This window comes from Sulfurimonas sp. NW15, assembly GCF_051132285.1.
In the GTDB taxonomy this organism is placed as follows: Bacteria; Campylobacterota; Campylobacteria; order Campylobacterales; family Sulfurimonadaceae; genus Sulfurimonas; species Sulfurimonas hydrogeniphila.
The window spans coordinates 374,280-387,273 of sequence record NZ_CP093237.1; the positions used below are offsets into that span (position 1 = coordinate 374,280).

The 12,994-nt window shown below is 41.3% G+C and carries 13 protein-coding genes; 12 read left to right on the forward strand and 1 reads right to left on the reverse strand.

The window, feature by feature from the left end; translation table 11 throughout:
- Nucleotides 1-4 precede the first annotated feature (4 nt).
- The 11 genes from MLC52_RS01855 (at nt 5) to MLC52_RS01905 (ending at nt 11,905) form a co-directional block, all read left to right on the forward strand.
- Nucleotides 5-910, forward strand: a complete 906-nt coding sequence (locus MLC52_RS01855; RefSeq protein ID WP_151901099.1) for a DMT family transporter — start codon at nt 5-7, stop codon at nt 908-910.
- A gap of 53 nt (nt 911-963) precedes the next feature.
- Nucleotides 964-1,758, forward strand: a complete 795-nt coding sequence (kdsA, locus tag MLC52_RS01860) for a 3-deoxy-8-phosphooctulonate synthase (protein WP_151901098.1) — start codon at nt 964-966, stop codon at nt 1,756-1,758.
- A 20-nt stretch (nt 1,759-1,778) separates the two neighbouring features.
- Nucleotides 1,779-2,243 (forward strand): 6,7-dimethyl-8-ribityllumazine synthase, encoded by a 465-nt coding sequence (gene ribH / locus MLC52_RS01865; RefSeq protein ID WP_151901097.1) that lies wholly within the window; start codon nt 1,779-1,781, stop codon nt 2,241-2,243.
- Nucleotides 2,243-2,647, forward strand: a complete 405-nt coding sequence (nusB, locus tag MLC52_RS01870; RefSeq protein WP_151901096.1) for a transcription antitermination factor NusB — start codon at nt 2,243-2,245, stop codon at nt 2,645-2,647. The genes ribH and nusB overlap by 1 nt, the downstream gene beginning before the upstream one ends.
- 6 nt (nt 2,648-2,653) lie before the next feature.
- On the forward strand, nt 2,654-5,083 hold the full coding sequence (locus tag MLC52_RS01875) for a multiheme c-type cytochrome (RefSeq protein ID WP_434581026.1): 2,430 nt from the start codon (nt 2,654-2,656) through the stop codon (nt 5,081-5,083).
- A complete protein-coding gene (locus tag MLC52_RS01880) occupies nt 5,083-5,517 on the forward strand; it encodes a DUF302 domain-containing protein (protein ID WP_151901094.1) in 435 nt (144 codons plus the stop codon). The genes MLC52_RS01875 and MLC52_RS01880 overlap by 1 nt, the downstream gene beginning before the upstream one ends.
- Nucleotides 5,514-6,563, forward strand: coding sequence for a dehypoxanthine futalosine cyclase (locus tag MLC52_RS01885; protein ID WP_151901093.1), 1,050 nt, complete (start codon nt 5,514-5,516; stop codon nt 6,561-6,563). The genes MLC52_RS01880 and MLC52_RS01885 overlap by 4 nt, the downstream gene beginning before the upstream one ends.
- 41 nt (nt 6,564-6,604) lie before the next feature.
- Nucleotides 6,605-7,843, forward strand: coding sequence for a M16 family metallopeptidase (locus tag MLC52_RS01890; protein WP_434581617.1), 1,239 nt, complete (start codon nt 6,605-6,607; stop codon nt 7,841-7,843).
- Nucleotides 7,844-7,847: 4 nt separating this feature from the next.
- Nucleotides 7,848-10,082, forward strand: a complete 2,235-nt coding sequence (locus MLC52_RS01895; RefSeq protein ID WP_434581029.1) for an AAA family ATPase — start codon at nt 7,848-7,850, stop codon at nt 10,080-10,082.
- A 135-nt stretch (nt 10,083-10,217) separates the two neighbouring features.
- Complete coding sequence (locus tag MLC52_RS01900; RefSeq protein WP_346389287.1) at nt 10,218-11,141, forward strand: glutaminase; 924 nt, start codon at nt 10,218-10,220, stop codon at nt 11,139-11,141.
- Between the two features lie 11 nt (nt 11,142-11,152).
- Complete coding sequence (locus tag MLC52_RS01905) at nt 11,153-11,905, forward strand: TIGR01458 family HAD-type hydrolase (RefSeq protein ID WP_434581031.1); 753 nt, start codon at nt 11,153-11,155, stop codon at nt 11,903-11,905.
- Here the strand turns inward: MLC52_RS01905 and MLC52_RS01910 are convergent.
- Nucleotides 11,895-12,464 carry a hypothetical protein gene (locus MLC52_RS01910; RefSeq protein ID WP_434581033.1) on the reverse strand — a complete coding sequence of 190 codons (570 nt, stop codon included), beginning with the start codon at nt 12,462-12,464 and terminating at the stop codon, nt 11,895-11,897. The genes MLC52_RS01905 and MLC52_RS01910 overlap by 11 nt on opposite strands.
- 248 nt (nt 12,465-12,712) lie before the next feature.
- Here MLC52_RS01910 and MLC52_RS01915 point away from each other — a divergent pair, with 248 nt between their 5' ends.
- Nucleotides 12,713-12,991: a peptidylprolyl isomerase gene (locus MLC52_RS01915; RefSeq protein ID WP_434581035.1), complete on the forward strand. Its 279-nt coding sequence runs from the start codon at nt 12,713-12,715 to the stop codon at nt 12,989-12,991.
- The last annotated feature ends 3 nt before the right edge of the window (nt 12,992-12,994 follow it).

Sequence of the window (12,994 nt, forward strand, 5' to 3'; positions counted from 1 at the left end):
GTAAATGGATATAATTGCATTTATGAATAGAATCAAAAATTTAAACAAAGGCGTACAGTATATGCTTATTGCCAGCCTGGCATTTGCTGTTATGGGTGCTTTTGCCAAACTTGCCAGTCAAAACATGAGTTCACTTGAAGTTGTTTTTTTTAGAAATATTGCAGGGGTACTGTTAGTCGGTATCGCAGTATTGAAAAAGCCTATGCAGCACAAGGGAGGAAAGCCTCTGTTGCTCTTTTTTCGGGGTTTCATGGGCTTTGTCGCTCTGCTGGCATTTTTTTACAATATCGCACATATTCCTCTGGGCGATGCAATGACCTACTCAAAAACATCTCCGATTTTTACGGCAATATTTGCCTGGCTTTTTTTAAATGAAAAACTCTCTTACAGGGGATGGATTGCCGTTTTTACAGGCTTTATCGGTATACTTTTTATAACACAGCCGAGCGGAATCGGATTTTCAAAATATGATCTGCTCGGAATTTTCAGCGGGGTGGGTGCAGCACTTGCCTATACCTCTGTACGGGAATTAAAAGCCTACTATGACACCCGTGCCATTGTGCTTTCTTTTATGATTACAGGAACACTCGGTCCGGTCATTTTGTTTGTTGTTTCTCCTTATCTGAACTTTCCTGAACTTGATTTTATGCTTGCAAAATTTGTAATGCCGCATGGTATTGTCTGGTTCTATCTCTTTGCGATGGGAATTTTTGCTACAATTGCACAATTGCTGATGACAAAAGCCTACGGAGAGACAAAAGCGGGAATTGTCGGTGCTGTAAGTTATACAAATATACTTTTTTCGATACTGGTCGGTCTGTTTTTGGGAGATGCTTTTCCGTCACTGGTAACGAGTTTTGGAATCGTACTGATAGTTGTTGCGGGTATTATGGTTGCACGCGATAAGTAGGGATTAAAATCGTTTAGCTATAATAAGCTATATTTTTGAAAGGCAGATATATTATGAAACTTTTGGCGGGCCCCTGTGTTATTGAGAGTGAAGAAAATATTTTTACAATAGCAAAAGCATTGGAAAAATATCATAATGACGAGACAATAGATTTTTATTTTAAAGCGAGTTTTGACAAAGCCAACCGAACATCTTTGGAGAGTTTTCGTGGTTTGGGTATGGGTGAAGGTCTTCGCATACTCCAAAAAGTCAAAGATGATTTTGGCTATAAAATAGTGACGGATGTGCATGAAACGATTCAGGTTGAGCCTGTTGCAAATGTGGTAGATATGTTGCAGATTCCTGCATTTTTATGTCGGCAGACAGATTTGCTCGTCGCTTGTGCAAAAACAGACAAAGAGGTAAATATCAAAAAGGGACAGTTTATCAACCCGCCTGATATGAAATACTCTGTTATGAAAGTGCTTAAAACCCGCGGATGTGATGAAGTGAGTTATGAAAATTCCCAAAAGCACGGGGTCTATCTGACAGAGAGAGGCAGTTCTTTCGGATATGGCAACATTGTTGTGGATATGCGTTCTTTGGTGATTATGAAAGAATTCGCACCGGTGATTTTCGATGCCACACACTCTGTACAGATGCCGGGTGCTTTAGGCGGAAAAACAGGCGGTGACAGCTCTATGGTGCCGCATCTTGCAAAAGCAGCAGCAGCCATCGGCGTGGACGGATTTTTCTTTGAAACACATTTTGATCCAAGTTGTGCTTTGAGTGACGGTCCAAATATGCTAAAATTAGACGAATTGGAAAAACTGATAGAGAAAATCAAAAAAATACAAGCAGTAATATAAATAACTCACAAGGAAGAAGTATGCAGTTAATTGAAGGTAAATTAAAAGTAGTAAACGGCAAAAAAATTGCCATAGTAAGTACACGATGGAACCACTTTATAGTGGACAGACTCGTAGAGGGAGCAAAAGATGCTTTTGACCGTCACGGCGGGAATGAAGAAGATTTGACACATGTATTGATTCCGGGTGCGTTTGAGTTGCCGATGATCGTCGATCAACTCCTTGCAAGTGGAAAATATGATGCAATTTGTGCATTGGGAGCCGTAATACGCGGTTCAACACCGCATTTTGACTATGTTGCGGCTGAAGCGACAAAAGGAATTGCAAGTATGAGTCTAAAATACCAAAAACCGGTTTCATTCGGTCTTTTGACAACTGACACGATTGAACAGGCGATAGAGCGAGCCGGAACAAAAGCCGGAAACAAAGGTTTTGAAGCAATGACGGTTGTGATTGAAATGCTAGATTTGTATGAGGTGCTGTAATGGCTACTCGTCAACAGGCACGTATGGCTGTAGTCAGCCTTTTGTACGCATACGATCTTGGAAATGGCAATACTTCCGAACACTCTAATGAAATTCTTGAAGAGAAAAAAATCAGAAACAAGCAAAAAGATTTTGCTCTTGGACTCTATGAAGGTGTAATGGAGCATATTGAGGCAATTGACAAAGCTATTGTAGAACATCTCAAAGAGTGGGATTTTGAACGTCTGGGTGCCATTGAACGTGCAACATTGCGACTGGCTACGTATGAAATTCTTTTTAGCGGGCTTGATTCTGCCGTAGTTATCAATGAAGCAGTTGAAATTACAAAATCGTTTGGAACAGAACAGTCTCCAAAGTTTATCAATGGTGTTTTAGATGCAATAGCCAAAGACAAAAAGGCATAAACAGAGATGAGAAAGATACTCTGGTTCGGTGTTTTATTTGCAACATTTTTATCTGCAGCAGTCAATTACAAACAAACAAACAACTGTTTGAAATGTCACGGAGGGATTGAGCATATACGGGCGCCTGAATCCGGCATGGCAAAAGCGATTGCAAAAAAAGCAGCCAAAGCAGGGTATCCGAAAAACAGCTGTATTGTCTGTCACGGAGGCAATCCGGCAACAAAACATAAAAGCAAAGCCCATAAAGGAAGTCTGAAATACTTTTTGTCGCATGAAGGCCCCAAAGAGTTTTATCCGGCACCGGGAAGTACCTGGGTCAACAAAAACACCTGTGGAATGTGTCACAAAGAAGAAGTCGCAGCACAAATGAATTCTCTGATGATGACAGAACAGGGAAAAATCCAGGGAGCACTTTGGAGTTTTGGCGGCAAAGAGGGATATAACCATACAGTAGGCACATATCAAACAAAAAATCCAACAGATATTCATGCCAGACTCGGTACAAAAAAGTATCAGGAGTATATGCAAAAACTCTCAAAAATGGAACCGCAGGCATTTCCTGAAAAGATGACCCAGCTGCCTCCCGCTCCAACAGCACAAGAGATTGAAAAAGACCCTTCTTTGGCTGTGTATACCTATTTGCGTCAAGAGTGTCTGCGTTGCCATACAGGAAGCAAAGGGCGTCAAAAAAGAGGTGATTACCGAGGTATAGGCTGTGCAGCCTGTCATATCCCCTATTCAAACGAAGGCTATTATGAGGGTGGCGACAAAAGTATATCGCATAAAGAACGGGGCCATTTGCTTGTGCATCAGATACAGTCATCACGCGAAACAAAAGTTACGGTGCATAAACAGAGTTATTCGGGCATTCCGACAGAGACATGTTCAACATGCCATAATCGCGGAAAGCGTATCGGGGTTTCATATCAGGGACTGATGGAAACTGCTTACAAGGCAACTTTTGACAAAGACGGAAACCCCCAGCCCAAACTTCATACCAAACGATACATTCATATGCAGGGAGATGTGCACTTCAAAAAGGGAATGCTGTGTCAGGATTGCCACACATCCAATGATATGCACGGAGACGGTTTTTTAAGCGGAGCCAATGCCGGTGCTGTAGAGATAGAGTGTCAGGACTGCCACGGAACAACAAAAAAATATCCCTGGGAACTGCCATTGGGTTACAGTGATGAGTTTAAGACATCTCCACAGACAGGAGAAGCCAGAGGCGTTACAAAGACGATGGCAGAGTATCTAAAACAGGGAAGTGTCAATAAACCGGATGAGGGTTATCTGCTTTCGGCACGGGGAAATCCTTTGATACATGCAACCAAAAAAGGCAATGAAGTTATAATGCATTTGGCAAGCGGAAAAGATGTGGTGCTCAAACCGCTCAAACTGCTTAAAAAAGAGGAAAAACTCTCAAAAGCCGGACTGCTGGCAATGGACAAGATTACAGCACACAATGACAGACTTGAGTGTTACACCTGTCATGCAACATGGGCACCACAGTGTTACGGTTGTCATGTGAAAATTGACTACAGCGGCGGAAAACAAAACCCTGATTATCTGCAGTCTTCTCATGATCATGATATACACGGACAAACAGGTATTATGCGAAAATCATTGAAAAAATATCTGGTTGACGGACAGGTTACCGAAACAAGAAGTTTTTTACGCTGGGAAGATCCGGCTCTGTCCCAAAACGGAGAAGGACGTATAAGCCCGACTGTTCCGGGATGCCAGACAACGATTACCGTTATCGGGAAAGACGGTAAGGCGCTTTTGCAAAATCACATTTTTAAAATACCAAATGTCGAAGGTGCAGGAGCTGAAGGTCAAAATGCCATTGATATGGCACCGATTCAGCCTCATACCATTCAAAAAGAACCAAGAAGCTGTGAAAGCTGTCATGCAATGAAAAAAGCACTCGGGTACGGTATAACAGGTTCGCAAACAACATTTGATCCTTCTGTGGATACTATAGTCGATATCATGAGTGCTGATGGAAAAATAATGCCGACGATTGTAGATGAACAAATTCCTGCCATACCGAATCTTCATTTTGACTACTCAAAATTTTTAGATGAAAACGGAACGCAACTGCAGACTGTCGGGCATCACTGGAAACTTTCACAGCCTCTGAGTCAGGCACAGATTGATAAAACAGACAGAGCCGGAGCCTGTGTGGCCTGTCACCAAAGTATACCGGAAGGAAATCTGGCAGTTTCCGCAATGGCACATATTGCAGAGATGGCAAATATAAATATAGACAACAAAGAACATGCCGATATTTTACATAAAGTTTTAAATTTAGCTGCATGGCTTCAGGTAATTCTGGGTGTATTTATTGGTATGCTTGCAATGTACATTTTTTACAGGCTTTTTATTAAAAAGAAGTCTATCAGTTCACGAAACAGAGGATGGAAATAATGAAATATTTTTTACTGTTGGTAACACTTTTAAATGTTACTCTTTTTGCAAATGATATCATTATAAAAGAGAGTACAAAGAGTGTTGATACAACAATACAGAAGATAAAAGACATTGTGACAAAAAAGGGTTTGCGTGTTTTTACTGTAGTTGACCATCAGGCAAATGCAAAACACATCGGGATGCAAATGCGAAGCAGTAAACTGATAATTTTTGGCAATCCTGAAACAGGCACACAACTGATGCAGCAGGATATTGTAACAGGTGTTGATTTGCCTATGAAAATTCTTGTCTACCAAGACAGAGACAAAAAGGTGAAAGTTGCCTACAGAAACGGAAGTTGGCTCAAAGAAGAACACCCGTTGCTCTCAGATAAACTGGTGCAAAAAATAGATAATGCACTTGATAAAATTACAAACAAAGCGATACAATGAGTAGACTGACAAAAGAAGAAGCACTGGATTTAATCCGCAATGCGGATTTAAAAGAGTTAGGAAAGATGGCGACGAACAGAAAAAAAGAGTTGCATCCAAAAGGAATCACGACCTTTGTCATTGACAGAAACATTAACTATACAAACATCTGTTGGGTAGACTGCAAGTTCTGTGCCTTTTACAGACATGAAAAAGATGCGGATGCCTATGTGCTGAGCTTTGACGAGATAGATGCAAAAATAGACGAACTCTTGGAAATCGGCGGGACACAGATACTTTTTCAAGGCGGTGTGCATCCAAAACTCAAAATAGAGTGGTATGAAGATTTGGTGGAACACATTCATCAAAAATACCCGACGATTACGATTCACGGATTCAGTTCCATCGAGTTGGACTTCATCGCCAAAGTTTCGCGTATCAGTATTCAGGAAGTTTTGGCACGTTTAAAAGCAAAAGGACTGGCTTCTATTCCGGGTGCGGGGGCTGAGATACTTTCAGACAAAGTGCGTGACATTATTGCACCCAAAAAGATAGACGCTGAAGTCTGGGTGGATGTTCACAGACAGGCGCATAAACTCGGTATAATGAGTACGGCGACAATGATGTACGGAACAGTTGAGAGTGATGAAGATATCATAGCGCATTTGGATATGGTGCGAAATCTGCAGGATGAAACGGGAGGATTCCGTGCTTTCATTATGTGGAGTTTTCAGGGCAAAAACACGGAACTGCTGCGTCTGATTCCTGACATGGAAAAACCCTCTTCTAACAGATACTTGCGTTTGTTGGCTGTTGCCCGTCTGTATCTTGACAATGTGCCAAATATTCAAAGTTCCTGGGTTACGCAGGGTCCCTATATCGGTCAGATGGCACTCAAATTCGGTGCAAATGATTTGGGAAGCACGATGATGGAAGAAAATGTCGTCAGTTCAGCCGGTGCGGCCTACCACATGGCAAAAGAGGAGATGGTACATCTCATCAAAGACCTGGGTGAAATCCCGGCTGTAAGAAATACGGCATATGAGACTTTAGAGATATTTCAATAATGAAACTTTTTTTTATAATATTAGCAATAGGACAGATAATCATGGCAGCACAAATAGACTATATAGAAGTAAAGGGAATCAAAGTCCCGCTTATTTTTGAGCAGGATAAAAGACTTCCCCTTGTCAACACACAGATTGTGTTTACAAACAGCGGAACGATAACAGATACAAAAATACCGGGATTGGCAAAATTTTCTTCAAAACTTCTCAATGAGGGAACAAAAAAACTGGGTTCCAACGGCTTTTCTGAGGAGCTTGAGTCTCGGGCGATTCACATATCTGCAAATACAGGCAGTGAGACCTTTGTAATTGAAATGAGTTCGCTTAAAGATGAGTTTGAAAATGCCACAAAGTTTTTAAATACTTTGCTGAAAGATCCAAACTACAGTGAAGCAGCGCTTTCCAAAGTCAAGACAATGACGCTTGGTTCACTTAGCCGCAAAGAGAATGACTACGATTATGTTGCATCAAACGAACTCAAAAAGCTTCTTTTCCCAAACACACCGCTGGCACAGCCTGCATCGGGCACTGTAGAGAGCGTAAAAAGCATAGAACTAAAGGATGTAAAAGAGTTTGTGAAGCAGCATTTGGTTGTGGCTAGAGCTATCATTGTCATCGGAGGTGATCTTGATATAAAAGAAGTCAAAGAGAATATGGCCAAAATTTTAAATACACTGCCAAAAGGCAAAAGCGAACCTCTGCCGCATTTTCAAGCGAGTGACAAGCCAAAAGAGAGTATTTTAAAAAGAGAAACAGAACAGGCATACATCTATTTCGGCTCACCGTATAATATGGCTGTAAATGATGAAGAGTATTACAAAGCCAGAGTGGCAACCTTTATACTCGGAACAGGCGGTTTTGGCAGTCGTCTGATGGAAGAGATTCGTGTCAAACGCGGACTTGCCTACTCCGCCTATGCTCGGGTACATGTAAACAAATCTGTTTCGTATATGGACGGATATCTGCAGACAAAACTTGACTCAATGGATGAGGCGAAAAAAACAGTCATAAATGTGATTTCGGAATTTGTTCACAAAGGTGTAAGCAAAGAAGAGCTTGAACAGACAAAGAAATTTCTTCTCGGCAGTGAACCGTTACGGGTAGAAACCATGAGCCAAAGACTGCAACGCACCTTTATGGACTACTACAAAGGTTTTCCTCTGAATCATTCAGAAACAGAACTCAAAAAAATTAAAAAATTAAAGCTCAAAGATTTGAATGATTTTATCAAAAAGCATACAGAGATCCTAGAGCAGAGCTTTGCGATAGTAACGAAGTAGTTTCGTGACACTCATAGGGCAAATCGACAGAATTCTTTTTGAATCCGAGGGCTTTTTCATTGCTGTTTTAAAAAGCGGTGAAAAAATCAGCGGGACCTATTTTGAAAGTGATGTCGAGAGTATTAAAGGGTCTGCTATTACGCTTGAGGGAGAGTGGGTTGAGCATAAAAAGTATGGCAGGACTTTTAAATTTGAGACACTCAAAGTCAACCAGAATGAACTCTTTTTCTTTTTAAATAAAATCATTAAAGGCTTTACAAAAAAACTCTCTGCGGATCTGATAGAACATTTCGGCACGGAAGAACTTGTAGAAATTTTGGACAATGACATAGAAAAACTCCTGGAGTTCAAAGGCATTAAAGAAAAACGGCTCAAAAAAATCCAGGCTTCCTGGAAACAGTTTCGTTCTATGCGTCGGCTGGGGGAGTTTTTAAGCCCTTATGATGTAACACCGGCACTGTTGACAACGATTGCCACCGCGATGAAAGATGTGGACGAGCCGTGCACAAAAATCAAAGAAAATCCCTACATTCTGACAAATATCAACTCCATAGGTTTCAAACGTGCAGATGAACTGGCACTGAAAATGGGCGTGACTCCTGAGAATGAACAGCGTATCAGTTCGGCGATGGATTATGTGCTCTTAAACTACTGTGAGGCACAGGGAAACAGCTGCATAGCAAAAGAGGTGCTTTTTGGCGGTCTGGACGAACTGCTCGGGTTTGTCAACAAAGAAAATCTGTATGAGGCGGCTTTGGTGGAGCGGGTGGCTGAACAAAGCATAGTGATTATGAAAAACGATCGGGTTTCTCCTGCACGTCTGTATGATGCAGAGAAGTTTTTGTATGATGATTTTACAACGCGAGCAAAACTTGACAGCGGCGGATTTGTCAAAGACCTTGATGCTTTTTTGTCTGAGAGTTCTCTCAAGCTCGGCGAACAGCAAAAAACTGCCGTGGAGATGATAAATAAGGGCGCTTCTTTACTTTTTTTAGTCGGCTATGCCGGAACAGGAAAGAGTACGACAAGCAAAACAATTTTAGAACTGCTCAACACCCGATATGATAAAAAAGAGATAATTACCTGTGCTTTGAGCGGCATAGCTTCCCAGCGTATCAGCGACACGACAGGTTTTGAGTCCGCCACCATACAGTCACTGCTGGTCAAACATGAGGGAAGTGACAAATTTCCCTATTCTGTCGTATTGATTGATGAAGCTTCGATGATAAACTCCTCTTTATTTGCACGGGTGATGCACAAAATTTCTAAAAAGGCCATTGTCATTATTGTCGGAGATGATGCGCAGTTGCCTCCTATCGGAGCGGGAAATGTTTTGAGTGATGTGCTGACACTCGCACTCGCGCCTACTGTGAAACTGACGCAGATTTACAGACAGAGTGAAGAACAGGCGATTACCCTCATCGCCAACCAAATTCGTCAGGCAGAGATTCCCGAGTATCGGCAAAAATATGAAGATTTCGAGTTTGTCGATGTCAGTATCCAAAACTACTATGCCTTGAAGAACCAACTCTCACAGGAGGAGCTGAAAAACCTCAGAGAGGACAACTCACAACAGATTATTGCGGAGATTATTCACCGGGTTGTCGAGTCTATAGAAAAAGCAAGATACCGGCTGAGCAACAAACAGATTAAAGAGTATCTGAACTATTTTCAGGTTATTACGCCTATGAAAGGCGGAATATTAGGCTCGAATAATCTCAACAAAGTTTTGCAGGAGTATTTTAATCCCAATCCGAAAAAGTGTGTCAAGCGGGGAGAACTTGAATTTCGTCTGATGGACAAGGTCGTGCATACAAAAAATGAAAATATGGTTTCTTGGAGTGGCGAGGGCTTTAAAGAGGGGGAGGAAGCGAATGAGCGGAGAATTTTTAACGGCATGAGCGGACTCCTTTTTAAAATTGATGAAGAAGAAGAGCAGGTTTTTGTTTTTTACCCCAATGAAGATGTAGTGGTTCGTTATGAGTATGAAGAGCTGAAATCACATTTGATGCTCTCTTATGCCCTTACCATTCACAAAGTACAGGGCATGGAGTATGATATTGTGGTGATTCCTATGAGTTTTACACACTATATTATGCACAATACCAAGCTGATATATACCGCCATTACGCGTGCCAAACACAAATGTATAGTCATAGGCGAGGGCGGAGCCTTTGAAAATGCCTGCAGACGGGTTGATGTGACAAGAAGAGATACGGTACTGCTGGAATTACAATAACTTTTCTGCTGAATTGTGTTAAAATATCTTAGAGTGACTTTTTCGGAACCCGTACTTTTAACGCTAAAGCGTAACTTAGAAAAAAACTAAATTTTTTTCTGCAGTGCGGGCTTTGTGGTTTAAAAGGATAAACCGATGGACTACCAACAAATTCTGCAAGATATTGAGATTGAAATACAGCCGCTTTTTGGAAAAGGAAAAGTAGCGGATTATATTCCCGCACTTGCAGAGGCTGATGCAAAACAGTTTGCGATGAGTATTACCTTTTTTGACGGAAGTTCTTACCATGTGGGTGCTTCAGAGACACTTTTTTCCATACAGAGTATCTCCAAAGTTTTTACCTTTACGATGGCGTTAAAATATTTCGGTGCAGAGCTTTACAGGCGCGTAGGACGTGAACCTTCGGGAAACCCTTTTAATTCTCTTGTGCAACTCGAATATGAAAACGGGATTCCAAGAAATCCTTTTATCAATGCGGGTGCCATTGTTATAACAGACACGCTTATAAGCCATTATAAAAAAGATACGCTCGCCTTTGATGCCATAGTGGATTTTATACGCTCTATTGCCGATGATACAAGTATAAGTATGGATACAGTCGTAGCAAGTTCAGAAATGCAGCATGCCTACAGGAATCTGGCACTGACAAACCTGATGAAAAGTTTTGGCAATATCGACAATGAAGCGATAACACTGGTGCAGACCTATTTTAATCACTGTGCCCTGGAGATGAATACAAAAATGCTTTCACGCTCTATGCTCTACCTTGCCAACCACGGCATAGACCCCATAAACAAAAAAACCTATGTAACCAAAGCGCAGGCAAAGCGGATAAATGCCGTGATGCTGACCTGTGGACATTATGATGCGTCGGGGGATTTTGCTTTTAAAGTGGGTGTTCCCGGAAAAAGCGGTGTAGGTGGGGGAATTGTAGCCGTCATTCCTCAAAAAATGGGAATCTGTGTCTGGTCACCTGCACTGAATGAACAGGGAAACTCACTCATAGGTACAAAGGCACTGGAGCTTTTTACGACAAAAACGGGGCTTTCGATTTTTTAAAGGAGGAGAGAATGATGTTTGATGAATCTGTAAAGGCGGTGTTGTGTGACATCGGCGGTGTGTTGTATGTAGGCGAGGAGCCTGTAGAGAGTGCTGTTGCGGCAATAAGAGAGATAAAAAAGCACTACCCCATACGTTTTTTGACAAATACCACCCAAAAAACCTCTGCACAGGTTGTCAAAAAACTGCAAAAAATGGGCTTTGACATTGAGAGTGATGAAATAATTACGGCGCTTGACGTGACAAAAATGTTTTTAGAAAAAGAGAAAAGTTCTGCGGAGTTTTTACTGACGGATGATGCGCTCTCTTTTTTTAACGAGCTGAAATATTATGACAAAAAGTATGTCGTTGTCGGAGATGCACAGGAAAACTTCAACTATAAAAATCTCAACCGTGCATTCAGAAAGCTGATGGAGGGGGCTTCGCTGCTTGCCATTGCAAAAAACAGGTACTTTAAAGATGCGGACAACGAACTGAGTATGGATGCCGGCTGTTTTGTAAGTGCCTTGGAATATGCCAGCGGACAGAGTGCTTCGCTTATAGGCAAACCAAGCAAAGAGTTTTACCATTTGGCCTGTGCGAGTTTACATGTAAAGCCTCAGGAGTGTGTCATGATAGGCGATGATATAGAGAGTGATATAAAAGGAGCACAAGACGCCGGTATAAAAGCGGCTCTTGTCAAAACAGGCAAGTTTTCAAAAAAAGATTTGTCTTTGGGTATCAAGCCTGATTATCTTTTTGATTCAGTTGCTTCTATTTTGTAGCGTTGTCTACACTGTCCATAACTTTGTTGATAACAGGGGCGATGTAAGACATAGCAGACTTATCTTCAACCGCTTTTTTCAACTGCTCGGTTGTAGAGATTGTTTTGATGTCGGTAATTTTTTTGTTTAAGAGTGTCACGACAACTATTTTTGTTGTATCAATCCCTTTTCTGTACGGGGCGGCAACTTTTTTGTCATCCAAAAGCAGAACAACATGTTTGAAATCTTTGAGTCCAGGAAGGATAAAAAGGCTTCTGATAAGAGAAGGTGCCGCACTCACATCGGCTACAAACTGCGCATGATGCTCTTGCAGGTAGTTCGGTTTTTGTGTGTTAAAAAAGTCGTTACATGTATGTGCAGGCTCTTTGTCAAAAGCAAAAATCACTTTGTATGTGTCTGCATTGAGTGTATGCGGCTTTTCAAACTGGTCTTTGAGTTTTAGATCTGCCAGACTTTTTGAGACAACGAGTTTTGGTTCTACATTTTTGTTCTCATCACTTTTTGAGCTGCAGCCCAGCAGTAAAAAAGTTGCCAAAAGTCCAATAATTATATTTTTCATATATCTTCTCCGTATTTTTTCAGTATTATAGGTAAAAGTAGTTAATACAAAAGTCCTAAAGTGTAACTATAAGTAAAAATAGAGTAAAATTTTATAAACAAAATGTGGAATAAAGTCGTACCAGTACGACGGGCTTCCTGCCGAAGGAAACCTAGTGTTAACGTAGAGAATGAAATTACTTTCATACTCGTGATAAAATCAATAGACGGTTTCCTTCATTTTGTAAAACAAAATTAAGGAATTAAAAGATGGCATGGGCAACAGCAAGACATATACTTGTAGAGAGTGAAGAAAAGTGTAATGAATTGAAAAACGAAATACAAAACGGAGCGGATTTTGCGGAGGTGGCAAAAGCAAATTCCACATGCCCTTCTTCGGCAAACGGCGGAGATTTGGGGCAGTTTGGACCGGGACAAATGGTTCCTGAATTTGATGAGGCTGTATTTAGCGGAGATGTCGGTGTTGTGTATGGACCGATTCAGACACAGTTTGGCTACCATCTTTTAGAAGTAACAGGCAGAGGATAGATT